At 68.3% G+C, this 25,294-nt stretch carries 22 protein-coding genes; 3 read left to right on the top strand and 19 right to left on the bottom strand.

Annotated elements, in window-relative coordinates; translation table 11 throughout:
• Positions 1 to 293: 293 nt before the first annotated feature.
• The 16 genes from ACFWUU_RS30470 to ACFWUU_RS30395 all read right to left on the bottom strand — a co-directional run bounded on the left by ACFWUU_RS30470 (position 294) and on the right by ACFWUU_RS30395 (position 18,336).
• Entirely contained in the window at positions 294 to 1,265 is a 972-nt protein-coding gene (locus ACFWUU_RS30470; protein ID WP_380180585.1) for a hypothetical protein, read from the bottom strand.
• Positions 1,266 to 1,316: 51 nt separating this feature from the next.
• Positions 1,317 to 2,111 carry a hypothetical protein gene (locus tag ACFWUU_RS30465; protein WP_380180583.1) on the bottom strand — a complete coding sequence of 265 codons (795 nt, stop codon included), beginning with the start codon at positions 2,109 to 2,111 and terminating at the stop codon, positions 1,317 to 1,319.
• Positions 2,112 to 2,271: 160 nt separating this feature from the next.
• Positions 2,272 to 3,411 carry a glycosyltransferase gene (locus ACFWUU_RS30460; RefSeq protein ID WP_137252093.1) on the bottom strand — a complete coding sequence of 380 codons (1,140 nt, stop codon included), beginning with the start codon at positions 3,409 to 3,411 and terminating at the stop codon, positions 2,272 to 2,274.
• Positions 3,412 to 3,423: 12 nt separating this feature from the next.
• Entirely contained in the window at positions 3,424 to 6,066 is a 2,643-nt protein-coding gene (locus ACFWUU_RS30455; RefSeq protein ID WP_380180581.1) for a glycosyltransferase family 4 protein, read from the bottom strand.
• On the bottom strand, positions 6,063 to 7,364 hold the full coding sequence (locus tag ACFWUU_RS30450) for a nucleotide sugar dehydrogenase (protein WP_137252091.1): 1,302 nt from the start codon (positions 7,362 to 7,364) through the stop codon (positions 6,063 to 6,065). Before ACFWUU_RS30450 ends, ACFWUU_RS30455 begins: the two co-directional genes overlap by 4 nt.
• A 25-nt stretch (positions 7,365 to 7,389) precedes the next feature.
• Positions 7,390 to 8,598 (bottom strand): acyltransferase family protein, encoded by a 1,209-nt coding sequence (locus ACFWUU_RS30445; RefSeq protein WP_380180578.1) that lies wholly within the window; start codon positions 8,596 to 8,598, stop codon positions 7,390 to 7,392.
• Between the two features lie 4 nt (positions 8,599 to 8,602).
• Positions 8,603 to 9,655, bottom strand: coding sequence for a non-hydrolyzing UDP-N-acetylglucosamine 2-epimerase (gene wecB, locus ACFWUU_RS30440; protein ID WP_137252089.1), 1,053 nt, complete (start codon positions 9,653 to 9,655; stop codon positions 8,603 to 8,605).
• Positions 9,656 to 9,657: 2 nt separating this feature from the next.
• Positions 9,658 to 10,659, bottom strand: coding sequence for a Gfo/Idh/MocA family protein (locus ACFWUU_RS30435; RefSeq protein ID WP_137252088.1), 1,002 nt, complete (start codon positions 10,657 to 10,659; stop codon positions 9,658 to 9,660).
• Between the two features lie 2 nt (positions 10,660 to 10,661).
• A complete protein-coding gene (locus tag ACFWUU_RS30430) occupies positions 10,662 to 11,753 on the bottom strand; it encodes a DegT/DnrJ/EryC1/StrS aminotransferase family protein (protein ID WP_137254034.1) in 1,092 nt (363 codons plus the stop codon).
• Positions 11,750 to 12,361, bottom strand: a complete 612-nt coding sequence (locus tag ACFWUU_RS30425) for an acyltransferase (protein ID WP_137252087.1) — start codon at positions 12,359 to 12,361, stop codon at positions 11,750 to 11,752. The genes ACFWUU_RS30430 and ACFWUU_RS30425 overlap by 4 nt, the downstream gene beginning before the upstream one ends.
• Entirely contained in the window at positions 12,358 to 13,551 is a 1,194-nt protein-coding gene (locus ACFWUU_RS30420) for a hypothetical protein (RefSeq protein ID WP_380180575.1), read from the bottom strand. Before ACFWUU_RS30420 ends, ACFWUU_RS30425 begins: the two co-directional genes overlap by 4 nt.
• On the bottom strand, positions 13,544 to 14,248 hold the full coding sequence (locus ACFWUU_RS30415; RefSeq protein WP_380180572.1) for a hypothetical protein: 705 nt from the start codon (positions 14,246 to 14,248) through the stop codon (positions 13,544 to 13,546). The genes ACFWUU_RS30420 and ACFWUU_RS30415 overlap by 8 nt, the downstream gene beginning before the upstream one ends.
• Positions 14,245 to 15,570, bottom strand: a complete 1,326-nt coding sequence (locus tag ACFWUU_RS30410) for a glycosyltransferase (RefSeq protein WP_380180571.1) — start codon at positions 15,568 to 15,570, stop codon at positions 14,245 to 14,247. The genes ACFWUU_RS30415 and ACFWUU_RS30410 overlap by 4 nt, the downstream gene beginning before the upstream one ends.
• Positions 15,567 to 16,661: a glycosyltransferase gene (locus tag ACFWUU_RS30405; RefSeq protein WP_380180569.1), complete on the bottom strand. Its 1,095-nt coding sequence runs from the start codon at positions 16,659 to 16,661 to the stop codon at positions 15,567 to 15,569. Before ACFWUU_RS30405 ends, ACFWUU_RS30410 begins: the two co-directional genes overlap by 4 nt.
• Positions 16,662 to 16,664: 3 nt before the next feature.
• Complete coding sequence (locus tag ACFWUU_RS30400) at positions 16,665 to 17,483, bottom strand: ABC transporter ATP-binding protein (protein ID WP_233714436.1); 819 nt, start codon at positions 17,481 to 17,483, stop codon at positions 16,665 to 16,667.
• On the bottom strand, positions 17,470 to 18,336 hold the full coding sequence (locus ACFWUU_RS30395; RefSeq protein WP_137252083.1) for an ABC transporter permease: 867 nt from the start codon (positions 18,334 to 18,336) through the stop codon (positions 17,470 to 17,472). The genes ACFWUU_RS30400 and ACFWUU_RS30395 overlap by 14 nt, the downstream gene beginning before the upstream one ends.
• A gap of 1,200 nt (positions 18,337 to 19,536) precedes the next feature.
• Between ACFWUU_RS30395 and ACFWUU_RS30390 the strand changes: the two genes are divergently transcribed.
• Complete coding sequence (locus ACFWUU_RS30390) at positions 19,537 to 20,526, top strand: helix-turn-helix domain-containing protein (RefSeq protein WP_137252082.1); 990 nt, start codon at positions 19,537 to 19,539, stop codon at positions 20,524 to 20,526.
• A gap of 51 nt (positions 20,527 to 20,577) precedes the next feature.
• On the opposite strand, the gene ACFWUU_RS30385 is transcribed toward ACFWUU_RS30390, so the two are convergent.
• Entirely contained in the window at positions 20,578 to 21,684 is a 1,107-nt protein-coding gene (locus ACFWUU_RS30385) for an aspartate-semialdehyde dehydrogenase (RefSeq protein WP_202877510.1), read from the bottom strand.
• Positions 21,681 to 22,949 carry an aspartate kinase gene (locus tag ACFWUU_RS30380; RefSeq protein WP_137252081.1) on the bottom strand — a complete coding sequence of 423 codons (1,269 nt, stop codon included), beginning with the start codon at positions 22,947 to 22,949 and terminating at the stop codon, positions 21,681 to 21,683. Before ACFWUU_RS30380 ends, ACFWUU_RS30385 begins: the two co-directional genes overlap by 4 nt.
• 231 nt (positions 22,950 to 23,180) lie before the next feature.
• Between ACFWUU_RS30380 and ACFWUU_RS30375 the strand changes: the two genes are divergently transcribed.
• Together ACFWUU_RS30375 and ACFWUU_RS30370 are read left to right on the top strand one after the other, a co-directional pair.
• Positions 23,181 to 23,504: a helix-turn-helix transcriptional regulator gene (locus ACFWUU_RS30375; protein WP_130445872.1), complete on the top strand. Its 324-nt coding sequence runs from the start codon at positions 23,181 to 23,183 to the stop codon at positions 23,502 to 23,504.
• Between the two features lie 34 nt (positions 23,505 to 23,538).
• Positions 23,539 to 24,132, top strand: a complete 594-nt coding sequence (locus tag ACFWUU_RS30370) for a dihydrofolate reductase family protein (RefSeq protein WP_380180567.1) — start codon at positions 23,539 to 23,541, stop codon at positions 24,130 to 24,132.
• Here ACFWUU_RS30370 and ACFWUU_RS30365 read toward each other — a convergent pair.
• Positions 24,015 to 25,226, bottom strand: a complete 1,212-nt coding sequence (locus tag ACFWUU_RS30365; protein ID WP_380180565.1) for an MFS transporter — start codon at positions 25,224 to 25,226, stop codon at positions 24,015 to 24,017. The genes ACFWUU_RS30370 and ACFWUU_RS30365 overlap by 118 nt on opposite strands.
• Positions 25,227 to 25,294: the final 68 nt, after the last annotated feature.

The following is a 25,294-nucleotide window of genomic DNA, read 5'->3' as shown; positions in this document are numbered from 1 at the left end:
GGCAGATTCACCGCATCCGGAGTCACGATCGCCGCGACCAGCACGACCGCAACTCCAGCTCCCATCAGCCGTCGCCACATGATCCGCACCCTCCAGTCGACCGATACCGCCCAGTCGATCCCCCACCTACCTCGATGCTCCGCACCCCACCACGGTTACGCAATGCGTCGTCGCCCCGACCCCTCTCAGCCGGGCCGGGCGAAGCGGTCCCGCATCGCCGCAACCCGCACCCCGGCGAAGCCGGCCAAAAAGACAGCCGCCGCGAAGCGGTGTCCTTTGGCCGGGGTGTCGGGCTACTCGCCGTTGGCGGTGTCGTAGACGGGGATGGTTACCCAGCGGAAGTTGACCGGGTCGCTGAGGTCGCCGGCTACCTCGCCGCGGGACTGGATGACTGTGGACAGGCCGTTGGCGTGGCCAACGGCGTAGAGGTAGTTCTTCTTGGTGTCTTTGTCGATGCCGAGGAGCAGCGTGCCGTACTGACCGCAGCCCATCGCCGACAGCGTCTCGAAGCCCTGCCACGTGCGCGTGCGGACCTGCTTCACGATCGGCTTCATCGGGGACGCAGACGGGATCCGGATGGTGTACAGCGCCCCACCGCGTGTGTTCGCGAGGAAGGTGTCGTACGTCGGGGTCTTCGCGATCAGCGTCATCGTCTTGACGGACGAGAAGCCCGGGTACGACCCGCCGGCCCGCCAGCCCTTCTCGCCGATGTTCCAGCGGTACAGCACGCCGTCGTTGCGCAGCGCGTACGACGTCGAGCGGTAGATCTTCTTCGTCCCGTTGTCCGGGCTCTCGTAGTCCGAGGTCTCCAGGAACGTGAAGCTTCCCCAGCCGCCACCGACCCGGGTCAGCGACCGGTTGTCGATGGTGCCGTCCTCGTACGCCTGGTAGTAGCTGTAGTAGAGCGCGTCGCCGATCACGACGTACCCGTAGCGATCGGTGCCGGAGATGTCCGGCTCGATGGTCTGCCGCGCGCTCAGCCGGACCTGCCCGGGCGCGTACACCCCGTCGGTGGTCCAGTTGTCCGCCACCAGCGGAGGCGTCGTCGCAGTCGGGTCCGCGAAGTGGTGCCCGCCGCTCGCGGTCACCCCGCCCTGCCAGACGAAGCAGGCGCTGGCCTGCGCCGCGGTGATCTTCTTGTTGGTCCCGGGGACCGTCGCCCCGGGCTTGGTCGGGTCAGGCTTCGCCGCGTGGGCAGCCGCAGGCATCAATGCAGTCAGCGTGAGCGCCGCGCAGCTCGCCAAAGCAGTCAGTCGTCGATTCATGTCCACCCCTTTCACACACTCTGATACAGAGCAAGCACGAAAGGTTGCGGCTCAGTCGCCGTTGGCGACGTCGAAGAGCGAGATCGGCACCCAGCGGAAGTAGACAGGGTCGTCGAACGTGCCCGGGACCACGCCCCGCGACTGGATCACCGTTGCCGTGCCGTTCGCATGGCCGACGGCGTACAGGTTGGCAGTCTTGGTGTCCTTGTCGATTGCCAGCAGCAGCGTGCCGTTCTTGCCGCACGACATCGCCGACAGCGTCTCGAATCCCTGCCAGGTGCGCGTACGGACCGCTGTCACGATCGGCTTCATCGGCGAGGTCAGTGGGATCCGGATCGTGTAGAGCGCACCGCCGCGGGTGTTCGCGAGGAAGGTGTCGTACGTCGGCGTCTTCGCGATCAGCGTCATCGACTTGACCGACGCGAAGCCCGGGTACGAACCGCTGGCCCGCAGTCCTCCCCGCTCCTTGTTCCAGCGGAACAGGATGCCGTCGTTGCGCAGTCCGTAGAACACGGTGTGGTAGATCTTGCCGTCCGGATAGCTCGCGTAGTCGGCGAGCTCGATCGCGGTGAAGTTCGTCCAGCCGCCGCCGATCCGGCCGAGGCCCGGCGGGTTCGACGGGTCCAGGCCGCCGGCCATGTCCGTGCGATAGCCACCGTAGTAGAGCCCGTCGCCGACGACGACGTACCCGTAACGGTCGGTGCCTCCAGGCCCCGGCTCGGACGTCTGCCGGGCACTGAGCCGGACCTGCCCAGGCTGATAGACCGCGAGGGACTGGCCCTGCTCGATCGTCGGCGGGAGGTTCGCGGTCACAGTGAGACTCCGCTGCATACCGGTCGCAGTCACCGATCCCAGCCAAACCTGGCACACCGCGCTGCCAGCTGCGTCTGCGTTCGTCGGCACTACCGTGGCGGCTATGAGCGCCGCACCTCCGGCCAAAGCCGCAATCCGTCGCTTCATGGCGTCCCCCTCACCCAGCTTGATGCGTGGAGGACGCAGAAAGTTCTTACAGTTCGGAGTAGGCAGTCACCAGGGTGGCTGCGTCGTGCTCCCAGTTGAGCTCTGCGGCGGCTGTGCGGACGCCGTCCGTGTACGTGCTGTAGTTCTCGATCACCGAGCGGACCGCAGCCGTCAGCGACTGCGCGTTGCCAGGCTCGTACAGCCCACCGAGCTTGTACTGCGTCACGACCGCACGCAGCTCGGGCAGGTCAGCGGCGACAACGGGGACGCCGGCGCGGACCGCGTGGAAGAGCTTGTTGGGAAGGGCGAGGCGGTGGTTCTCGCAGGTGTTGGTGAGCGTGACAAGCGAGATGCCGTACGTCCGCAGCGTGTCGTCGACCTCGTCGATCGAGCGTTCCGCGACGGTCTCCACCGGACCCAGATCCAAGCGATAGTTGGGATCCACCGACCCCATCAGCACAGTCCGGAACGGCAACAACTGCCGCGCCGCAGCAACAACAGTCGGCAGATCCCGACCCGCACCCACGCGACCGGCGTACAGCAACCCCTCCGGCCGGTCCGGCGCAGCCGGTACGTCGTCAGCGCGCGGGAACGTGTTCCGTACGACGCGTACGTCGGACAACCCACGCGAACGCAACCGCTCCGCGATCCCGTCGGACACCGTGAACACCACCCGCGCGCGAGACGCGAGAGAAACCTCGTACCGCCGCCCGCGCGCCCGCCACAACGGCGTCGGCCGGCCCGGGAGCGCCCGGTCGAACCACAGCTCATGGCTGTCGTAAACCAGCTTGGCCGACCACTTCGCGGCGTACTCCGCTGCGAGCTCCAACGTGTTGAAGTCATGCGCATGCACGACGTCGACAGGCCCTGCCGCAGCGACAACCGGAGCGGCAGCGGTACGCCAGTGCTTCTCGGTGCGGTTGCGGTGCTCGGGCAGCAGCAACCACCGCCCGAACCGCTTCGCCAGCACCTTGGGCCCGGAATGCCCGTGCCCGACGGTCAGCCCGCCGTTCCCGGTCCGTAGACCGGAGGAGCGGGAGACCGACTCCACTGTGATCCCCGGGCCGACTTCAAAGCCGTCCGGGACGTCGCGGCCGATCACGTGCAGCGTGTGACCGGCCGCGGCCAGCGCCGTGGCCTCCCGCAGGATCCGCGAGTCCCCGGCGATCGGGGACTGCGCGATCATCAGAATCCGCACTTACTCGCCGCCGGCCTCGGTCTCGGCTCCGAGCCTGGGGCCCAGCTCGTTCTTCAGGAACGGCAGCAGTACCTCGACCGACCGGTGCCCGTCGTGCAGGTCCCGGACGTAGCCGGGGCCGGCGTCGGCGATCTTCCGGGCCGAGTCGCGCTCGGCGACCAGCCGCTCGATCACCTCCGACAGGTCGTCCGGTGTCGCCTCGGCGATCGGCAGATCGGTCGGCAGCAGGTCCCGTACCGGGTCCGCGATGTGGCCGACGGTGACCCGGCCGGCCGCCATCGCCTCGCAGGCGAAGACGCCGTACGAGCCGAGCAGCATCTGGTCGACGACGATGTCGGCGTCCTTGACCATCTCGGCCAGCTCCGCGTGCGGCACGCCCTGCACCCGCTGGTACGTGATCAGGCCGCGCGCGTCGAGGTCGGTCAGCACCGGGTCGACGTACGCCGAGCCCTTGAGCGCACTGGCCGACGGCGCATGCAGCACCACCGGAACCTCACGCTCGAGCACCGGCCGGTTCGACGCGAAGCCCTCGACGTCGACCGCCAGCGGGATCCAGATGCCGTTCTCGACGAACTCCAGCAGGTCCGGCGTGGTCACGTAGACCGGGCCGTCGTACCCCTGCAGGTGCCGGCGCATGTTGTCGTTGCCGGACTGCAGCCGCTGGGTCAGCTCGTCCTCGGGGTTGCGGAACGGCGAGTACCGGTAGCGCGCCCGGTGCAGGGCCGGGTCCCGGATCTCCGAGCCGTGGAACAGCACGCCGTGCTTGATCCCGGCCTGCTCGAGGATCGGTACGTCGGTGGTCCACATCTGCCCGCGCAGCTGACCGAACATCGGCCGCCCCGCCTCGAACAGCACATGGGTGACCTCACGCAACGCGTACGACGTCAGCTCGAGCTGCCAGCGCAGGTCGGTCCGGTACTGCTTGTACGTCCCGGTCCGGTGCACCTTGAAGTCGAACGTGCCGCTGCCCGTGGTCAGCGACTCGACCTTGACGTTCGGCACCTCGCGCTCGACCGCGGTCGCCCACAGCCAGGCCTGACCGGCACTGTTGACCGGACCGATCAGCAGGTGCGGCCGCTTCTTCTCGACCGGCCCGCCGGGGCGGACGATCTCCAGCTGACGCCCGGTGAGCTCGCCGTACAGGGTGCGCAGGTTGGCCGCCTGGCCGGACCAGGACACCTCCTGCTGGTACACCGGGTCCGCGACCCGCTCCCGGTAGCTGTCCAGGTCCGCGAGCACCGTGCGTACCTTGGCCGCGAGGTCCGCGGTGTTCTCGGCCGTGAAGACCTCGCCGATCCGGGTCCGGTCGACGAACTCCTTCATGCTCGGCATGTCGCTGACCACCACCGGCAGGCCGGCGAAGGCGTACTCGAACAACTTGTTCGGCAACGCCATCTCGTGGCTCGGGTAGCGCAGGATCGGGATCAGGCCGACGTCGGCGGTGCGCAGGAACGCGACCACCTCGTCGGGCTTTACCGGCTCCAGGCAGTGCAGCCGGTTGTCGACGCCGAGCTCGATCGCCTGCGACTGCAGCGCACGGACCGCGTCCGTCGCCACACCCGGCACGCACACAACAGCCAGGTGCACGTCCGGCAGGTCGACCAGCGCCTGTACTGCGGTGTGGACGCCGCGCGCCCGCGTCACGCCACCGCTGTAGACCAGCAGCGGTACGTCGGAAGCCAGACCGATCCGGCTGCGGATGTCGGCCACCTCGACCGACACGTCAGCAGGGTTCGGCGTGTTCATCACCACGGTCGGCTTCAGCTTGAGCTTGTGCTCGGCCTGCAGCCGCGTCGCGATCGCCGGGCTGACCGTGACCACCCGGTCGACGTCGCCGATGTACTCACGCTCGTGGTTGGCCCAGGCCGCGATCGAACGCCGGGTGCGCGCGCCGTACATCGACAGGCCCGCGACGTACTCGTGCGCGTCGTAGACGACCTTCAAGGTGCGGCCGCGCAGCTTCGCCCGGCCGGCAGCGCGGGTGGCGACACCGATCACGTGCATGTCGTGCGCGTGCACCACGTCCGGCTCGAGGCGGTCGATCAGGTCGCCGAACGCGACCTCCAGGTCCAGCGCCTCGGGGTGCAGCTTGCGCCACGGCGCCGGCCACGGCAGCCGGTGCAGCACACCGTCGTACGCCCGCCAGCTGAACTTGAACGGCGCGTCGGCCTTGTTGCCCACGCCCTTGCGGACCCAGCTGGCCCGCTCGGCGGCCTTCCAGCGCGCCCGGCGGAGCAGGCGGGTCCCGACGCCGGCCTTGAACTTGAGTGGATTTCCCTGACCCGCTTTCGCCCGCGCGATCGCATGACCGGAGTCGGCCTTGAGCTCCTTCAGCTCGGCCTGGATCCGCTCGCTGCGCGCCACGTAGCTCGTGCGGTGCTTGTACCCCACCATCGGCGGCCGCCAGTTGCGTCGCGCCGTACGGCTTCGTTTCCGTTCCTCACGCAGTGCGAACGGCACCGCCACCCGGACGATCAGCGCACCGTCGAGCATCTCCCTCGACGGCAGGCCGCTGGCCGAGACCCCGAGCACAGTTACCTCTGCTCCGGTCTCGGCCAGTGCTGCGGCCTCTTTGCGGACCCTACTGTCGTTGGTGACGTCGTTCGCGACAATCATCACGACCCGCAGGTCGGCAGTGGTCACTGGCTGACCGACCTTCCGATCACAATCCGCCGCACGCCCGCCCAGCGGGCCGGGTCGGTGCGGTCACGACCGTCGACGAGTACCTGCACACCCGGCAGGTCGGCCGGGCTCAGCTGCGCGTAGTCCGCGTGGTCCGCCTGCAGCACCGCCGCGTCGACCGGAGTACCCAGCGTGTACGGCGTGAAGCCGAGGCCCTGGAGCTCCTCGTCGGTGTACAGCGGGTCGTGCACGGACACCTCGGCGCCGCGCGCCTTGAGCGCCTCGACGGCCGGGAAGACTCCGGAGAATGCCGTCTCCTTCACGCCACCACGGTACGCCGCGCCGAGCACGACCACCTTCGCGCCCTTCAGGTCGCCGAAGGCGCCCTCGAGCAGGCCGATGGTGTAGTCGGGCATACCGGCGTTCGCCTCGCGGGCGGCCCGGACAACGGTTGCCTCGGGGTCGGTCCACAGGTACAGCCGCGGGTAGACCGGGATGCAGTGGCCGCCGACCGCGATGCCCGGCCGGTGGATGTGGCTGTACGGCTGCGAGTTCGACGCCTCGATCACGGCGTGTACGTCGATGCCGTTCTGGCCGGCGAACCGGGCGAACTGGTTCGCCAGGCCGATGTTCACGTCGCGGTAGGTGGTCTCGGCCAGCTTCGCCAGCTCCGACGCCTCGGCCGAACCGAGGTCCCAGACGCCGTTCGCCCGCGGCAGGTCGGGACGCTCGTCGAAGTCCAGCACCGCCTCGTAGAAGGCGATGGCGCGCTTCGCGCCCTCCTCGGACAGACCGCCGACCAGCTTCGGGTACTTGCGCAGGTCCGCGAAGACCCGGCCGGTCAGGACCCGCTCCGGCGAGAACACCAGGTGGAAGTCCGTGCCCTCGGTCAGACCGGAGATCTCCTCGATCATCGGCTTCCACCGGTTGCGGGTGGTGCCGACCGGCAGCGTGGTCTCGTAGCTGACCAGGGTGCCGGGGCTGAGGTGCTCGGCCAGCGAACGGGTCGCGTTCTCCATCCAGCCGAACTCGGGCTCGCCGGTCTTCTCGTCGACGAACAGCGGCACGACCACGACGACCGCGTCGCTGTTCGGGATGGCGTCCGCGTAGTCCGTGGTCGCCCGCAGACGGCCGTCGGCCACGGTCTCGGCGAGCAGCTCCTGCAGGTGGGCCTCACCCGGGAACGGCTCCTTGCCGGCGTTCACCAGCTCGACGAACTTCTCGTTGATGTCGACGCCGACGACCTGATGACCCTTGGCCGCGAACTGGACCGCCAACGGCAGTCCGATCTTGCCTAAGGCAACAACACTGACACGCACAGGTTCTCCACTAGGTAGTGATTCTTCATCGGGGGCCCCGGAGCTTCCGTTCCAGCGGGTGCTCGACGAACTTGTAGAGCAGCCACGAGGCAATGATCGAGATGACGAGGACACCGGCGTACCACGTCAGGTTGGACCAGCCGATCGGGCCGGCCACACCGTGCTGCTCCTTGATCGCGTACAGGATCGTGGCGTGCACGAGGTAGAAGGCGTAGGACCACTGGCCGAGCGCGACCATCGGCTTGCTGCGCAGCAGCGACCGGCCGCCGCGGGTGTCGCGGGCCGCGACCGCGAGGATCAGGAAGCCGTACAGGAAGGTCAGGATCTCCTTCTGGCACAGGCCCATGGTGACCGCGCCCGGGAAGTTCGCCGGGTGCGCACCGGAGTACCAGAGGATGTAGAGGCCGCCGCCGGTGACCAGGAACGCGAACCACACCGGGATCCGCGGCTTCCAGCCCGACCGCAGCGAGATCGCCAGACCGATACCGAACAGGAAAGCGACCGAATGCAGGACCGGTTGCGGCAGGATCGGTACGACGTCCTTGTAATGGAACAACGCCAATCGATAGGCGCCGCCGGCCACGATCACCGTGACACACAGGATCAGGCCGCCGGTCGTCTTCAGCCGCTGCGTGGCCCGCCACACGAACGGGAAGTACGCGTAGAAGAACGCCTCCACCGACAGCGTCCAGCCGGCCGGGTTGCCGCCGTACAGGATCGTCGGGTTGTTGGACCAGCCGTGCACGAGGAACAGCGACAGCACCAGCACGGTGACCGAGATCGGCTTGATCCAGGACATCCCGGCCGGCGGATCGGCCCGGTAGAAGACGAAGAACGCCGCCACCAGGGTCAGGAAGTACAGCGGGAAGATCCGGGCGAACCGGCGCCGGTAGAACGTCCGGATCTTCGTGCCCTTCTGGGCAGACCAGGTCAGCACGAAACCGGACAGCACGAAGAAGAACGTGACTCCGGAGGTGCCGTACTTCAGGAAGTCGTAGATCGGCAGCGGCGCCAGGTTGGTCATGTGGTGGCAGAACACGAAGAAGGCCGCCCACCAGCGCAGGCCGGTGAGCGACTCGACTCGTGGTAGCCGTCCGCTGCGGGAAGCCGGCGGTGTGCCGGACTCCCCGGGGAAGGCACTGAACGGCGCGCCGGGCGGCGGGGTCCCCACATCTGTCGACCCAGGCAGCTCCTGGGTCGACGGCGTCTGGTTCTCTTCGGCGGCCTTCGTCATGTAGTTACTCCGCGAGAGTGGCAACGACACGCTCAGCAGCGTGGCCGTCGCCGTAGGGCATCGGGCGTTCCCCCGTGGGAGCCGGCCGTGCGGCCAACTCGGGCAGCTTACTCACGTCGGATGTCAACACGTTCCACCCGTCCTCCAGCGTCTCCACCCACTCGGTCTCGGTGCGCAGCGTCGTGCACACCCGGCCGAGCAGGAAGGCCTCCTTCTGGAGACCGCCGGAGTCCGTCACCACACCGGCCGAACCGAGGACGGCCGAGACCATCTCCGGGTACGCCAGCGGCTCGCGGACGTGCAGCGACCCGTCCGGACGCTCGAGCTTGATGCCGTGCTCGGCGCACTTCGCGACCAGCCGCGGGTGGGCCAGCAGCAGCACCGGCGAACCGGCCGCGGCCAGACCGTCGACGATCCCGGCCAGTCGCGCCGGGTCGTCGGTGTTCTCGGCCCGGTGGATGGTCGAGACGACGTACTCGCCCTGCTTGAACGGCAGGTCGAGCGGCTTGTCCTGGACCGCGTCGCGGACCCGGAAGCAGACGTCGGTCATGACGTCGCCGACCAGGCGGGACTTGTCCGTCAGGCCCTCGTTCGCCAGGTGGTCCATCGCCACCTGGGTCGGCGCGAGCAGCAGGTCGGCCGCGTGGTCGGTCAGCACCCGGTTGTGCTCCTCCGGCATCAGCCGGTTGAACGAGCGCAGGCCGGCCTCGAGGTGCGCGACCGGCAGGTGCATCTTCACCGCGGACAGGGCGCCGGCGAGCGTCGAGTTCGTGTCGCCGTACACCAGCACCCAGTCCGGCTTGTGCTCGTCCAGTACGGCGTCCATCGCGGCCAGCATCGCGCCGGTCTGGACGCCGTGGCTGCCGGACCCGACGCCCAGGTGGACGTCCGGGTCCGGGATGCGCAGGTCGGCGAAGAACACATCGGACATGTTCTTGTCGTAGTGCTGCCCGGTGTGCACGATCACGTGCTGGTGCTCGGTCGCGGCAAATGCCTCCGCGACCGGCGCCAGCTTCACGAACTGTGGGCGAGCCCCGACAACACTCAGAACCTTCATGACTACGCGGACTCCCCGGCGATCTTGATCGTGCGGTCCTCGGCGGCCGACTGGATCACGGCCTCGGCGACCGCCACGGTGCGCAGACCCTGCTGCAGCGTGACGATGTCGGCCTCCTTACCCAGTACGGCATCGCGGAAGGCCTCGTGCTCGGTCTTCAGCGGCTCCGGCTTGCTGATCGCGTACCGGATCATGTCGCCCTCGCTGACACCGCGGAAGTGCGCGACGTCGTCCCAGGCGGTGGCAACCGTGCCGTTGGCGTGGAAGGACAGGTCGGCGAGCAGGGTGTCGGCGATGAACGCGCCCTTCTCACCGGTGACGACGGTGAGCCGCTCCTTCATCGGGGACAGCCAGTTGACCAGGTGGCTGGTGACGGTACCGTCGGCCAGCTTGCCGGTCACCGCGATCAGGTCCTCGTACTGCCGGCCCGACTTGTGGGCGCTCTGCGCGGACACCGTGACGAACGGCGACTGCGTCACCCACGCGGTCAGGTCGATGTCGTGGGTGGCCAGGTCGAGCACCACGCCGACGTCGGCGATCCGGGCCGGGAACGGGCCCTGGCGGCGGGTGGTGATCTGGTAGATGTCACCCAGCTCGCCGGCCTCGAGCCGCACCCGCAGCGCCTGCAGCGCCGGGTTGTACCGCTCGATGTGGCCGACCGCGCCGACCAGCCCGGCCGCCTCGAACGCCTTCGCGATCTCGGTCGCCTCGGACGAGGAGCCGGCCAGCGGCTTCTCGATCATCGCGTGTACGCCGGCCTCGGCCAGCGCCTTCGCGATCTCGGCGTGGTACTGCGTCGGCACCGCGACCATGCAGTAGTCGAGGTTCTCGCCGATCAGCTGCTCGATGTTCTCGTGCACCGGACGACCGCCGGCCACGTTGAACTTGTCACCGCCCGGGTCGGCGACCGCAACCAGGTCGACGCCCTCGAGGGAGGCCAGCACGCGAGCGTGGTGCCGTCCCATCATGCCCAGGCCGATCAGGCCCGCACGCAGGTTCGCCATCGTCACGCACCCGCCTTCGCCACGGTGTTCACCGCGGCCACGATCCGGTTCAGGTCATCCTCGGACAGCGAGGGGTGGACCGGCAGCGAGAGCACCTCGGCCGCGGCCTTCTCGGTCTCCGGCAGGTCCAGCTCGCGCTGGAACGACGGGAGCCGGTGGTTCGGGATCGGGTAGTACACGCCGCAGCCGACGCCGTACTCGGTCCGGAGCGCGTTCGCGAAGCCGTCGCGGTCCTCGGTGACCCGGATCGTGTACTGGTGGTACACGTGGCTGGCCTCGGCGGCCACGGCCGGGACGCCGACACCGGCGAGGTTCGCGTCCAGGAAGGCCGCGTTCTCCTGCCGCTGCTTGGTCCAGCCGCCGACCTTGGTCAGCTGCACGCGGCCGATGGCGGCGTGCAGGTCGGTCATCCGGTTGTTCAGGCCGACGACCTCGTTCTCGTACTGCTTGAGCATGCCCTGGTTGCGGAACAGCCGCATCCGGCGCTCGATCTCGGCGTTCGCGACCGAGTTCATACCGCCCTCACCGGACGTCATGTTCTTGGTCGGGTACAGGCTGAACATCGCGAACTCGCCGAAGGTACCGACCGGCGCGCCGTTCCAGGTGGCGCCGTGGGCCTGCGCGGCGTCCTCGTAGATCTGGATGCCGTGCTTGTCCGCGATCTCCTGCAGAGCGGTCATGTTGGCCGGGTGACCGAACAGGTGCACCGGCATGACGGCCTTGGTCTTCTCGGTGATCGCTGCCTCGACCGCCTTCGGGTCCAGGCAGAAGTACGTCGGCTCGATGTCGACGAACACCGGGGTGGCGCCGGTCAGCGCGACGCTGTTCGCGGTCGCGGCGAAGGTGAAGGACGGGACGATGACCTCGTCACCCGGTCCGACGCCCGCGGCCAGCAGGCCGAGGTGGAGACCCGACGTGCCCGAGTTCGTCGCGACGCACGCACGGCCGGAGACCAGCGCTGCGCCGAACTCCTGCTCGAACGCCGCTACCTCGGGGCCCTGGGCCAGCATGCCGGACTGCATGACACGGTCGACGGCCTCGCGCTCCTCCTTCCCGATGATCGGCTTCGCGGCCGGAATCGGCTGCACCATCAGTTCTCCTCCAGGTTTTCTTCGGCCGGCCGCAGCCGCCCGTCGGTTTCGATGTACATCTCGCCCGTGTTCGGGCACTTCCACTCGCCGTCACCGACGGAGAGCAGCGGAACTCCGGCCTTGCCGACCCACTTGAGCCGACGAGCCGGAACCCCGGCGACCAGCGCGAAGTCTGGCACGTCCTTGGTCACCACCGCACCAGCGGCGACGGTCGCCCAGCGGCCGATGGTGACCGGGGCCACGCAGACGCTGCGCGCACCGAGCGAGCAGCCTTCCTTCATCGTCACCCCGACCGGTTCCCAGTCGTGCCCGCTCTTCGGCGAACCGTCCGGGTTCACCGCGCGCGGGAAGTAGTCGTTGGTGAGCACGACGGCCGGTCCGATGAACACACCGTCCTCGAGCGAGGCGGGCTCGTACACCAGCGCGTAGTTCTGGATCTTGCAGTTGTCGCCCATCCGGACCCCGGTCCCGACGTAGGCGCCGCGGCCGACGATGCAGTTCTTGCCGAGGACGGCGTTCTCGCGGATCTGCGCGAGGTGCCAGACCGACGATCCGTCGCCGATCTGAGCGCTGTCGTCGACGTCGGCGGATGGCGCGATGCGGGACGTCACAGGGTCTCCTTCTGGGTCAGCCAGGGTTTCAGTACTTCGGCCGAGCGGCGTCCGTCGTGCAGCTCCGTCACGAATCCGGGGCCGTCAGCCGCCCGCTCGGCGGCGGCGTCACGATCGGCGATCAGACCGGTGACGACCTCACCCAGGGTGTCGGGATCCGCCTCCACGATCGGCACCTCTCGCCCGGCCAGACTACGCACCCGTTGGCGCACGCCGTCACCGACGTACGAAACGACGATCCGCCCGGCGGCCAGAGCTTCCGCGGCCGCCACGCCGTACAGGCCGATGTGGAGTTGGTCGACAACGATGTCGGCGTCGCCGATCACGGCCGGCATGCCGCTGTGCGGTACGCCGGTGATCCGCCGGTACTCGATCCGACCGCTCTCGTGCAGCGCGGTGAGGACGGCGTCGATCTCTTCGGTGCCCTTGAGCTTGGCGTTCGACGGAACGTGAGCAACGACGGGCTTCTCGTGGCCGAACAGCGGCCGCGCCGCCTGCTGCCACGGCACCGGGTCGATCGCGACCGGTAGCCAGTGGGCGTTCGGTACGTCGTCCAGCAGGTCGACCGTGGAGACGAAGACGGGAAGGTTCAGCGACTCGACCAGCTCGGCGTGCCGGCGGGCCTGCGTCTCGAGCCGCTCGGTCAGCTCGTCACCCGGGGTGAACGGCGACCACTGCTCGCGCTTCGCGTGCCGGCTGGGCAGGCGGATGTCGGAGCCGTGGAAGAGCAGCGAGACGTTGATGCCCTTCGCAAGCATCGCCTCGATGTCGGGGGTTGCGTCCGCGTAGCCGCGGGCGCCGAAGACCGGCCGCAGCGACTCGACCATCACGTGCGTGTAGTTCGACAGGATGTGCTGCTGCTGCGCGCGCTGCCAACGGGGCTGGCCGAACCATGCCAGCGGTACGCCGTAGTCGACCGCGAACTGGAACTGCCCCTTGCGCTGCAGGACGAACGAGACCGCGTCAACGCCGTCGACAGTCCTGGCGGCCCGTGCCCAGGCGTTGCCCTGACCGGCGGAGTTGGTCGGTCCGACCCACATCCGCACCGGCGTCGTCGCTGCCGGCGGGAACGCCGGCAGCTGCGCGAACGAGTACCGCAAGCCCCGCAGCCGCCGCCGGACCGCTCCCGCGGTCCGGGCCAGCGGCGCCGGCAGGTGCTCGCGGATACTCATCGTCGTCGTGTCACCCATTACCTGCTGGTGCCTTCAACTGGTCGAACTCGCGGCGGGCGGCCGGCAGACCGAGCACCACCGGGGTGCTCGCCTTCCGCTGGCCGAGGTTCCAGCCGGCCCAGATCGCACCGGCATCCAGCGCCACGACAACATCCGCCTTGTCGATGGTCGCCATCACGTCACGACGGCTGAGCACGCGCTCCCAGTAGTTCTTCCCGAGATCGTTGGTTGCCCGCTGCCCCCGGATGAACTTCACCGGCGCCGACGTCTTAATTGCCTTAGGCAACATCCGCCCGGCAACCTTACGAGCCTTGCGGGCACGCCACTCAACCGCCTTCACAACCCGCTTGGCACCGGTCGGTTTGGGCTTCGGAGCAGGCTTCGGCTGAGGCGCGGCGGCTGCTACCTCGGCGGCGGCCGGGGCGATCTTCGCCTCGTCTGCAACGACCGCCTCCGGGTTGGCTACTGCCTCCGGTGCAATGACGGCGTCTGGGGCTTCATCCGACGCCTCGACCTCGGGCTCCGGGGCCGGCTGGGCGGGCATGCGGCCGGGGCCGATCAGCGTGAAGGTGTTGACCTTGTCGGCGACCCACGCGGACGGGGCTACCCAGCCGACGACGTCGATGGTGATGTTCTGGTCGCCGAGGTCCTCGCGGACCTGGTCGAAGTACGTCGGCGGAAGACGACGCGTGGACAGCAGTACGACGGTGCTCATGCGGCAACCCCCTTCTTCACAGACGCTGCCAGCGACTCGATCCGCGGATCCAGCTGCAGGTCCCGCCGGTACGACGCACCGAACTCACGCGCCTTCGCCCGGATCCCCTCGTCCGCGGTCCGCGCCGCGTGCGCCGCCTCGACCAGCGCCGCCGCGATCGCCTCCGGCGTCACGTCCGACACCGGGAACCACAACGGATGACCCCGCAGTACGTCGGACGCCGCGTTCTCCGGGTCGTGCACCGACACCACCGGCAAGCCGGTCGCGAGGTACTCGAACACCTTCCCGCTGGTGACGTACCGCCCCTTGCCCAGCATCAGCAGTTGCGCGTCGAACTCGTCGTACGCCTTGGCGATCTCGGCCTTGCCGACCGGGCCCTCGTAGCTGACCCCGGCGTCGGCCGCGCTGTTGATCGTCGCGAGCATGTCGGCCCGCGGCTGCGCGTAGTACCCGAGGTAGCCGTGGATCTTGGCCTTCGCGCCGGCCAGTTCCTCGGACTGCTCCTTGGCGAGCTTCCAGCCCTCGACGAACTCGGCCAGCGGCACCTTCGGCGACACCGTCCCGACGTACCCGAAGACCAGCGGGCGATCGGTGACCGCGCCGCGGTCGGCGGTGTCCGGCACCAGGTCGGGGTCGAACCCGTTCGCGACCGTGTGCATCTTCGACGCCTGCGCCGGGTAGAGCTTCTCGTGCCACTCCTTGATCGGGTCGTTCACGAACCAGACCTCGCGAGCGGACTCGACCAGCTTCTTCTCCCACTTGGCCGCGCGGCTGTTCGGCTCGTGCAGCCGGTCGCCGGTGAACACGTCCAGCAGCCACGCGTCGCGGTAGTCCATCACGTACGGCACCTGGAACTTCTTGTGCAGGTGGTACGCCGCGGTGAACGCGACATGCGGGTTCGCGGTGGCGACGGTCAGGTCGACCTTGTTCGCCTTGTGGATCTGCTCGGCGGCCTTCTCGATCACCGAGCGCCAGGGCCCGTACCCGGTCTCCGGGAACGGGATCTGGTCCTGCTTGGTGCGCCACTTGCTCCACAGCTTCGGGTTCTGCGCCCGGCGCTTGGACCACTTGCGCAGATCGGCTTCGAGGATCGGCCACTCGAACGGCACCCGGACCACCTCGACGGAGGGGTCGACCCGCTCCTCGAGAGTCAGGTCCGCACCGGTGAACCGGAAGAACGTGTCGCGGTCGGCCGTCAGCACGGTCACCTTCCAGCCGAGCGCGGCGAACCGGTTGGCCGTGGCCAGTGCCCGGTAGACACCGCCGCCCCGGCAGGGCGGGAAGCCCCAGGCGACGTACAACAGGTGAGGGCGGTCGGTCATGCACTTCCTCTTAAAAGATTGAGAATCGCGTCGGCCAGGTCGTCGTACGGCGTATTGGTCGGCAGGTGCTCCGCTGCCCACTGCAGTGCGTGGTCGTGCAACTTCTCCAGCTCACCGGGGTCCGCGGACCAACGCCGCAAGGTCTCGGCGGCCTCCGCCACCGAGTCCACCAGGACTCCGCCACCGGACTCCTCGATCACCCGGGTCTGCCGGGGCAGCCGGGTGGACAGCACGGGAAGACCGCTGGCGAGGTACTCGTAGATCTTGGACGGCATCGCTTCGATGAACGCCGGGGTCGGCTGCAGCATGGCCAGGCTCGCCCAGGCACCCTGCGCGATCCGCCAGGCGTCCGCGGGTGGCTGGCGCCCGTGCAGCCGGACACGGCCGGCCAGCTCGGGCTCCTCGATCCGGGCCTCAAGCCGCTCCCGGTCCGACGGTGCGACCGGGCCGACCAGGTCGAGAGACCACTCCGGCGCCGCAGCGACGGTCTCGACCATGTCGAAGAGCCCACGGCTCTCCCGGAGGTCACCGACGTACACAGCGCGCGGTGCGCCGGTCGCCGGGGCCGGAGCCAGGAAGCCGTGGTCAGGAAGGTTCTGCACCACCAGGCGGTGCTTGGCGTGGTGCGGTGCCAGGTGCGAGTCGGCGACGACCGTGAGGTCGGCGCCCGCGGCCAGCTTCGACCCGGCGCGCACGATCAGCCGGGCCGGCAGACCGGCAGGGCCCTTGGCCCAGGCCCGGTCGGCCAGCAGCCGCTCGTAGTCCTCGTGGACGTCGACGACCAGCTTGCGCCGCCGTAGGCCGGTGACGAGACGGGCGATCGGGATCATGTCCGGATCGACCGTCATCACCACCTTCGCCTTGGTCCGCCACGGCAGTACGGCGGTCCGGGCCAGCCGCTGCACCATCGTGCCGCGCGGTCCGGCGTGCACGACCGCGCCCGCGGGCCCGCCACTGGCCTCACCCAGGCCCCACAGCTCGACCGTGAGGTCGCGCTGCTGCAGGGCCGCGGTGATCTTGTGCAGGCGCGCGTCGGCGACGTCGTGACCGGTCGTGATGATCCCCACGTCCGGCGCCGTGCTGCGTGACATTGGTCAGAGGTCCTCGAGTGAGACGGATTCCGCTTCGCCGACCTGCAGGAACTTCGTGTAGGCCTGGATGACCTCGTTGGGCTCGCCACGCATCATCAGCTTGCCCTTGTGCAACCAGATGCAGTCGTTGCACATCTCGCGCACGCTGCTCATCGCGTGGCTGACCAGGAACATGGTCCGGCTGTTCGAGACCAGTTCGCCCATCTTGGCCGCGGCCTTGGACTTGAACGACGCGTCACCGGCGGACAGCGCCTCGTCGATCAGCAGGATGTCGGGGTCCATGTGCACCGCGACGGAGAACGCCAGCCGGCTGAACATGCCGGACGAGTACGTCCGCATCGGCATCTCCATGAAGTCACCGAGCTCGGCGAACTCGGCGATCTCCTCGTACCGGGCCTCGATCTCCTTGCGGCTCAGGCCGGCCGCCAGGCCGCCCAGCACCACGTTCTCCTTGCCGGACAGCGCGGCGTTGAAGCCGACGCCCAGCGACAGCAGCGTGGAGACCCGGCCGTGCACCTCGATCCGGCCCGACGTCGGCGGCAGGATGCCGGCCACCGCCCGCATCAGCGTCGACTTGCCGGCGCCGTTCGCGCCGATGATGCCGATCGTGGTGCCGTGGTTGACGTCGAAGGACACGTTCTGGACGGCCTTGACCTCGCGGACCGCCCGCTCGCCGCGGCCGAGCCGGATGATCGCGCTCTTGAAGGTCGGCACCCGCTCGAACGTGGTCCGGTAGGTGATCGACACGTCCTGCACCTTGACGGCGGGGATGTCCGACGGGCTCTTCTGCATCGGCTTCTTCTCGGTCTCAGAGACGGACAACGAACTCACGCTCCCTCGACATGAAGAACAACGAGCCGATCACGAACGCGGCGAGCGCGAACACCACGGCGCCGGCCCACATCTTCCACTCGGGGATGTGGCCCTTGACGAGCAGGTCGGTCCAGCCACCCAGCAGCGAGTACAGCGGGTTGTACTGGATGAAGCCCTTGAACTTCGCCGGCGCCTGCTCGGCGAACCAGAGCACCGGTGACATGTACAGCCAGATGCGCACGAAGTACGGCAGGAAGCTGGTGGTGTCGCGGAAGTACACCTGCAGGGCGGCGAAGATCATTCCCATGCCTGCGGCAAAGATCGTCAGCAGCACCAGGAACACCGGTGCCAGCAGCATCTGCCAGTGCAGCTTCAGCCCCACGATGACGTGGATCGCGAGATACACGACCAGCGTCGGCAGGAAGCGGAAGAACGCCGTCCGCACCGCGGACAGCGGGAGCAGCATCCGCGGGAACGACTGGTTCATCAGCAGCTTGCCGCCGCCGACCACGCTGGCCGCACCGGCCGTCATCGCACCCGAGAAGTAGTAGAAGGCGAACAGGCCGCCGCACATGTGAGCGAACCGCAGGCCGGCGTCCACCTTCGTTGCGCCACCGGCGATGATGTCGGTGAGCAGGTAATAGACCAAGGCGAGCAACAGCGGGTTCAGCACCAGCCACACCTGGCCGAAGAAGGTGTTCGTGTGCGCACCCCGGATGTTGGTCCGGGACATCTCCGCTGCGAACTCTCTCCGCTGCCACAGCGCCTTGAAGTACGGGCGCAGGGCCGGCAGGCCGACCCGGTGTGGTTCGTACACGTGCACCGACGGGTTGAACTCCTCGTCGACGCTAGTCGCGTTCATTCAGGCGACGCCTCTCTCTGCCGGAAAGTTGGATCCACGTGGCCGAGCACCTGGGTTTCGGCGACTGCCGCCCGGGGTACGGCGGCGTGCCACGCAGACCGGGAAGCAGAGTAGCGGATCGGCTTCAACGCCGACGACACAGCGGTCCTCCTTAGTGAGCAACGACGTACAGACGGCTACGAAACCCCGTACGACACTGCGTCAGCAACACCTGAGTCGTCCTTCGCCGATCGTTATCCGGAATATACATTTGACATGCGGCACCGACCAAAACGCCTTGCAGCCAAGTCAAATCGCCGTCAATTCATCAGGTACGACGCTACGCACCGATGCGAAGTTGACGTGACCTGCCACACCGGTCCCGTGACTGCTGTGGTCACAGGGGACGGGTGTTATCGGCAGGACCCCGGAAGATGCTTCCTGGCCGGAGCGAGCCGGACGGAGGACGTGACGCGCAACATCACATCCGCGCTCCCCATGGACAGCCTCACCATCCACGGAGCACCGGTCTGCACCTCCCGGGGTTCCACCATCGATCCGGGGCGGCGTCCGCGCTGGGCGGAAGCGGACGCGGGCCGTGCCGGATCAACCGGCACGATGACCAGGGCGGCGGTCATCGCACCTCTGGTCCGTCCCCAGAGCGGCTGCGGACGCCGGCAGGTGCGCGCAGCTGGTGTGGGGAGGGACCGGAGGCCGGCGGAGGACAGCGCTAGCTGGAATCCCTGCAAAGATGCCAGCGCGCTGGGGACGGCAGCACCGACACGAGGGGCGGCGGCACACGGCGGAACCGGTCGCATCGGGCTCTCCTCCTGATCGGCCTCACGATTGGAGATGCCACAGTTTGTACACCCTTCAGCACAGCCGGTGATGGCACGGAAGTGCGAGGGCACCGATGCGCCGGGATCGAGACCCAACCGAAACAGGCTCCGCTGACGAGACAGCCAACTCGGGCCAGAATTGGAACAGCAGCCCGGCGGCGCTCAGGTGGTCCGTCGCCGGGCTGCTGGACCTCAATTCTCGCTCACAACTGCGCGGAAATGGTGGCCAGATGGTGACACGGCACAAGAATGTTGATCGGACAACAAATATCGCTGGGCGCATACACGTCGACACGGAACGTGCCGACGGCATTGGACCGCCCCATCTACGCTTGAGGGACGGTAGCGGACGGTGACAGCACTGGGAAGGGAGGGGAGCGTTGTGAGCACTACGGACACGGAGCGTGCCGACCATTTGAAGGTGCTCGGGCTCAACGACGACGAGATCGAGGTCTACCAGCATCTGCTGCGGACCGGACCGTCGTCGATCACCGAACTGGATGAGGCGGTCCCGGACCGGGAACGCTCGATCGACTCCATCCTGAGCGGACTCGTGCAGGCCGGTCTGGCCCGCCGCTCCGGCTCGGACCACTCCCGCTACCTTCCGGTGCCCCCGGACGCGGGCCTGGAGGCGATGACGCTGCGCCGGGAGTCCGAGCTGAAGCAGGCCCGGATCGAGGTCCTGAACGCGTACGACGAGTTCCGCCGTACCGTGCACAACGAGTCGACCACGCACCTGATCGAGGTCGTCACCGGCAGCGCGATCGTCGAGCGGATCCACCAGATCAAGGGCGGTGTGCAGCGCGAGATCCTGGCGATCGACTCCCCGCCGTACTACATCGGCGGCCCGAACCAGGAGGAGATCGAGCACCTCCGGCGCGGCGTCTCGTACCGGATCGTCTACTCGCCCGAATCGGTCGAGGTGCCCGGGTACCTGACCGAGAACATCCTCCCGTGCGTGGAGGCCGGCGAGCAGGCCCGGGTGCTGCCCGACGTACCGGCGAAGCTGACGATCATCGACGGCTCGATCGCGTTCGTGTCGATGTCGGCGCGCGACACCGACGTGAACCGGTCGCTGCTGATCATCCGGCCGAGCAGCCTGCTGTCGGCGCTGATCGGGATGTTCGAGCTGTGCTGGCGCAACGCGCTGCCGCTGCACGCCTCGGTCGGCACCGAGGACGACCGCCTGGAGCCGATCGAGCGCCGCCTGCTCGCGCTGCTGGCCACCGGCGCCGCGGACGACACCATCGCCCGCACGCTCGGCATCAGCCGCCGCACGTTCTTCCGGTACCTCGAACGCCTGATGAACCGCACCGGCGCCAGCACCCGCTTCCAGCTCGCCCTGCACGCAGCTCGCGAGAACTGGCTCTAGAACGCGCAGAAGGCCCGCACAGCAGCGCTGTGCGGGCCTTCGACCGTTCTTCTACGCCTTTGCCGGCGCGAACTCCTTAGCGACGACCTCGGCGATCTGCGCGGTGTTCAGCGCCGCGCCCTTGCGGAGGTTGTCGCCGCAGACGAACAGTTCGAGCTCGTTCGGGTCGTCGAGGGACTTGCGGATCCGGCCGACCCAGGTCGGGTCGGTGCCGACGACATCGGCCGGTGTCGGGAACTCGCCCTCGGCCGGGTTGTCGAACAGCAGTACGCCGGGAGCGTCCCGCAGTACCTCTCGGGCACCGTCGGCGTCGACCTCCTGGACGAACCGCGCGTGCACCGACAACGAGTGCGTGGTGACGACCGGGACCCGCACACAGGTCGCGGACACCTTCAGATCCGGCAGGCCGAGGATCTTGCGCGACTCGTTGCGGACCTTCAGCTCCTCGGAGGACCAGCCGTCGTCCTTGAGCGAGCCGGCCCACGGTACGACGTTCAGCGCGAGCGGCGCCGGGAACGGGCCGAGGTCGTTGCCGACAACCCGGCGTACGTCGCCCGGCGAGCTGCCGAGCTCGCGGTTGCCGGACACCTTCGTCAGCTGGTCGTACAGCGCGTCGATACCGGCCTGGCCGGCGCCGGACGCGGCCTGGTACGACGCGACGACGAGCTGCTCGAGCTCGTAGCGGTGGTGCAGCGCGCCCATCGCCACGATCATCGACAGCGTCGTGCAGTTCGGGTTCGAAATGATGCCCTTCGGCCGGTTCCGGGCCGCTTCGGCGTTCACCTCCGGGACCACCAGCGGGACGTCCGGGTCCATCCGGAACGCGCCCGAGTTGTCCACCACGACCGCGCCCTTGGCGGCCGCGATCGGCGCCCAGTGCGCGGACACCTCGTCCGGTACGTCGAACATCGCCACGTCGATACCGTCGAAGGCGTCCTCGCTGATCGCGACGACCTCGACCTCCTCGCCGCGGACCTTCAACCGCTTACCCGCGGAGCGCTCGGACGCGATCAGCCGGATCTCTCCCCAGACGTTCTCCCTGGTCGAGAGCAGGGTCAGCATCACCGACCCGACGGCTCCGGTCGCACCGACCACCGCCAGCGATGGCAGGCCCGCCCGGTCCTCGATCGTGTTCTCCACAGCGCTCACAGGGGTCACCGTCCAGTTCCTCCGTACACGACAGCCTGGGTGTGCTCGTCGTCCAGATCGAATGCGGTGTGCGCCGCGGTCACGGCAGCATCCACCAGGTTCTCGTCCACGACTACCGAGATCCGGATCTCCGAGGTGGAGATCATCTCGATGTTCACGCCGGCGTCGGCCAGCGCGGAGAAGAACTTCGCCGAAACGCCCGGGTGCGAGCGCATTCCGACACCGACGACCGAGACCTTGCCGATCTGGTCGTCGTACAGCAACTGCTCGTAGCCCACCTCGTCCTTCATCCGGGCCAGGGCGGACATCGCCCGGGCGCCGTCGACGCGGGGCAGCGTGAACGAGATGTCGGTGCGGTTGGTGGCGACCGCCGAGACGTTCTGCACGATCATGTCGATGTTGGTCTCGGCGCCGGCGACCGTCTCGAAGATCCGGGCCGCCTCACCCGGCTTGTCCGGTACGCCGACGACCGTGATCTTGGCCTCGTTGCGGTCCTGGACCACGCCGGAGATTATCGCCTGTTCCATCTCATCCATTTCCTTGGCATCGACGACCCAGGTGCCTTCCTTCTGCGAGAAGGAGGAACGCACGTGGACGGGGACGTTGTAGCGCCGCGCGTACTCGACGCAACGCAGGTGGAGCACCTTGGCGCCGCAGGCGGCCATCTCGAGCATCTCCTCGTAGGAGATCTTCGGGATGTGCTTGGCGGCCGGCACGATCCGCGGGTCCGCGGTGAAGATGCCGTCCACGTCGGTGTAGATCTCGCAGTAGTCCGCCTCGAGCGCGGCGGCCAGCGCCACCGCGGTCGTGTCGGACGCGCCGCGGCCCATCGTGGTGATGTCCTTGGTGTCCTGGGCGACGCCCTGGAAACCGGCCACGATCGCGATATGGCCCTCGCCGAGGGCACCCTCGATCCGGCCCGGGGTGATGTCGATGATGCGCGCGTTGCCGTGCGCGGACGTCGTGATCACGCCGGCCTGCGAACCGGTGAAGCTGCGGGCTTCGTACCCCAGGTTGGCGATCGCCATCGCCAGCAGCGCGGCGGAGATCCGCTCACCCGAGGTGAGCAGCATGTCCAGCTCGCGCGGCGGGGGCAGCGGAGAGACCTGCTGGGCCAGGTCCATCAGTTCGTCGGTGGTGTCGCCCATGGCGGAGATCACCACTACGACGTCGTTCCCGGCCTTCTTTGTCGCGACGATCCGTTGGGCCACGCGCTTGATGCAATCGGCGTCGGCGACCGAAGAACCGCCGTACTTGTGTACGACGCGTCCCACAGTGTTTCTCCTCAAACCACTGGTTGCGGTACGCCGTGCGGCGTTGCACCAGGCGTAGTCTCGCGGTCATTCTAGCCGTGACCTGACCGTTGCCTACCGGCTGACCATCACCCGAGCTGCCCCGTCCGGCAGATCACTGTCAGTACCGGAAGGTTCCCCGCGCCGGGTCGTCGCCAACCGCAAACCCTCCGGTGACTTGTTCATATAAGTCATCGCTGAAATACTTGTCCGGTGCACGCGTTCGACATCCTCGGCGATCCGGTCCGGCGCCGGATCCTTGAGCTGCTCGCCGACGGCGAGCTGCCGGCCGGCAGTATCGCCGGCACGATCGGCGCGGAGTTCGGCATCAGCCAGCCGGCCGTCTCGCAGCATCTGCGGGTACTGCGCGACAACGGGTTCGCGACCGTGACTGTCGACGGCACCCGGCGGCTGTACGCCGTCGACCCCGGCCCGCTGCGCGAGATCGACACCTGGCTGGACCGGTACCGCAAGTTCTGGATCAACCGGCTCGACGCCCTCGAGACCGAACTGCACCGCGGTCGCCGGAAAGACTGACAACCTTCGGGCCATCACCTGCATCAGGCTTGGTATGCGGAACATCGTCGCCAGGCTGTGCATGTCCGAAGATGGCATCGTCGAACGGCCGGAGCAGTGGCTGTCCGACCCCCAGCCGGCCCTCGGAGACTTGGTCACCGGGGCCGGAACCGTCCTGCTCGGCCGCAAGACGTTCGAGCGGTACGCCGGAACGCTGACCGGGCTCGAGCACACCCGGAACCTCGTGATCGGATCCCGTCCGGTGGTCGCCCGGCCCGGCACCGAGATGCTTCTGGGCGACACTCGCCGCGTGCTGGCTGCCTTGAAGTCCGTGCCCGGCGACGACCTGCACGTGATCGGCAGTCTGTCGCTGGTCCGCTCGCTGTTGCGGTGGCGTCTGATCGACGAGGTCTCGCTGCTCATCCACCCGATCGCTGCGGGTCGCGGCATGCTGCTGGATCGCCGTCCGCTGCGACTGATCTCGATGTGCGCGCGGGATGGCGGCGTACTCGAGGCGAACTACCGCGTGCGCTACGCGGCAACCGCCGTACCCTCCACCGCGCTTGTCTCGGCCGGACGGTGGGGCGGGACGCGGAGCAGGGACAGGGTCGCGAGTACGGCGAGGCCAGCCGTCAGGACCCACGCGTAGCGGACGCCGAACGCCTCGACCACCGCACCGGCGACAGCTGAGCCGATCGCGGAACCGACCATGCCGCCGCTCTGCGTCCAGCCGAAGATCTCGGTGTGCGCGGCGGTCGGTGTGAGCGTGCCTACGCGCTCATAGAGCGCCGCGACGGTCGGTGCGATCATGCAGCCCGTTGCGAACATCGCCACCGCCAGTGCGAGGACGGACGACGTGGCGAAGATGCAGACCGTTACCAGCGCGGTGAACACCAGCATCCGCCGCCAGACTGCCGACGTACGACCGCCGGGGAGGGCGCCGTTGATGATGCCGCCGGTGACACTGCCCACCGCGGCCACCGTCTCGAGAATGCCTGCAATCAAACGGTTGCCGTGCTCATCGGCCACGGCGACCATGCCTAGCGACATCGACGCGAACCCCATCACCAGACAGGCCCAGGCGAGCAGGATCGGCGTGCGGTGCGAGTGGAAGATCAGCTGCCAGGCGGTAGGACGCGGTCCGGCGGTCTCGTCGTGCGGTACGTCGGTCCGCTGGTTCATACCGAACCACCAGATGGCTCCTGCTGCTGTAACTGCGCACGCCAGGAGGCCGGCACGCGGACTGGCGAAGCTGACCATCAGTGCGCCGAGCATCGGGCCGAAGACGAACAGGAGCTCCTGCGCGGTGGCGTCCAGCGAGTAGACCGCTCGCAGACGAGAGCCGTGGACTATCCGCGGCCAGTTGGCGCGCAGGGCCGAGGTGACCGGTGAGACGAACACACCGGCCAGCACGGCGGCGATCGGGAGCAGTCGGTACCAGCTGTACGGCATCAGCGCGAGCACTGCCATCCACAGGCCCCAGGCCATACCTGTGCCGATGACGACCTTGCGTGCGCCCTTGCGGTCGGCCATGCGTGACCAGACCACGCTGGCGACCGCAGTACCGACGGAGTAGGCGCCGGCGACCACACCGGCCCAGCCGAAGTTGCCGGCGGCGTCCTTCGCCAGGAACGACAACGGGACCATCGTCGCCAGCACCGGCATCCGCGCGACCAGCGCCGAGGCCAGGAGCGCCACCACGCCGTGGGTCTTCCAGAGATCGCGGTACGCCGACAGGTCCATACGGTGCATTCTTTCCTGACATCGTCGGCCACCGCTTCGGGAATTCTCCCTATCTCGTTTTGTCGGTG

This window comes from Kribbella sp. NPDC058693, from assembly GCF_042715335.1.
GTDB lineage: Bacteria > Actinomycetota > Actinomycetes > Propionibacteriales > Kribbellaceae > Kribbella > Kribbella jiaozuonensis.
The sequence above is the reverse complement of the archived record's forward strand: the minus strand, read 5'-3'. Positions and strand labels throughout refer to the sequence as shown.

What these genes read in the sequence shown, in the direction of transcription:
- ACFWUU_RS30470 (WP_380180585.1), bottom strand. Translation starts at nt 1,265, where the DNA reads ATGAATCGACGACTGACTGCTTTGGCGAGCTGCGCGGCGCTCACGCTG.
- ACFWUU_RS30460 (WP_137252093.1), bottom strand. Translation starts at nt 3,411, where the DNA reads ATGATCGCGCAGTCCCCGATCGCCGGGGACTCGCGGATCCTGCGGGAG.
- ACFWUU_RS30445 (WP_380180578.1), bottom strand. Translation starts at nt 8,598, where the DNA reads ATGACGAAGGCCGCCGAAGAGAACCAGACGCCGTCGACCCAGGAGCTG.
- wecB (WP_137252089.1), bottom strand. Translation starts at nt 9,655, where the DNA reads ATGAAGGTTCTGAGTGTTGTCGGGGCTCGCCCACAGTTCGTGAAGCTG.
- ACFWUU_RS30435 (WP_137252088.1), bottom strand. Translation starts at nt 10,659, where the DNA reads ATGGCGAACCTGCGTGCGGGCCTGATCGGCCTGGGCATGATGGGACGG.
- ACFWUU_RS30420 (WP_380180575.1), bottom strand. Translation starts at nt 13,551, where the DNA reads ATGGGTGACACGACGACGATGAGTATCCGCGAGCACCTGCCGGCGCCG.
- ACFWUU_RS30415 (WP_380180572.1), bottom strand. Translation starts at nt 14,248, where the DNA reads ATGAGCACCGTCGTACTGCTGTCCACGCGTCGTCTTCCGCCGACGTAC.
- ACFWUU_RS30410 (WP_380180571.1), bottom strand. Translation starts at nt 15,570, where the DNA reads ATGACCGACCGCCCTCACCTGTTGTACGTCGCCTGGGGCTTCCCGCCC.
- ACFWUU_RS30405 (WP_380180569.1), bottom strand. Translation starts at nt 16,661, where the DNA reads ATGTCACGCAGCACGGCGCCGGACGTGGGGATCATCACGACCGGTCAC.
- ACFWUU_RS30395 (WP_137252083.1), bottom strand. Translation starts at nt 18,336, where the DNA reads ATGAACGCGACTAGCGTCGACGAGGAGTTCAACCCGTCGGTGCACGTG.
- ACFWUU_RS30370 (WP_380180567.1), top strand. Translation starts at nt 23,539, where the DNA reads ATGCGGAACATCGTCGCCAGGCTGTGCATGTCCGAAGATGGCATCGTC.
- ACFWUU_RS30365 (WP_380180565.1), bottom strand. Translation starts at nt 25,226, where the DNA reads ATGGACCTGTCGGCGTACCGCGATCTCTGGAAGACCCACGGCGTGGTG.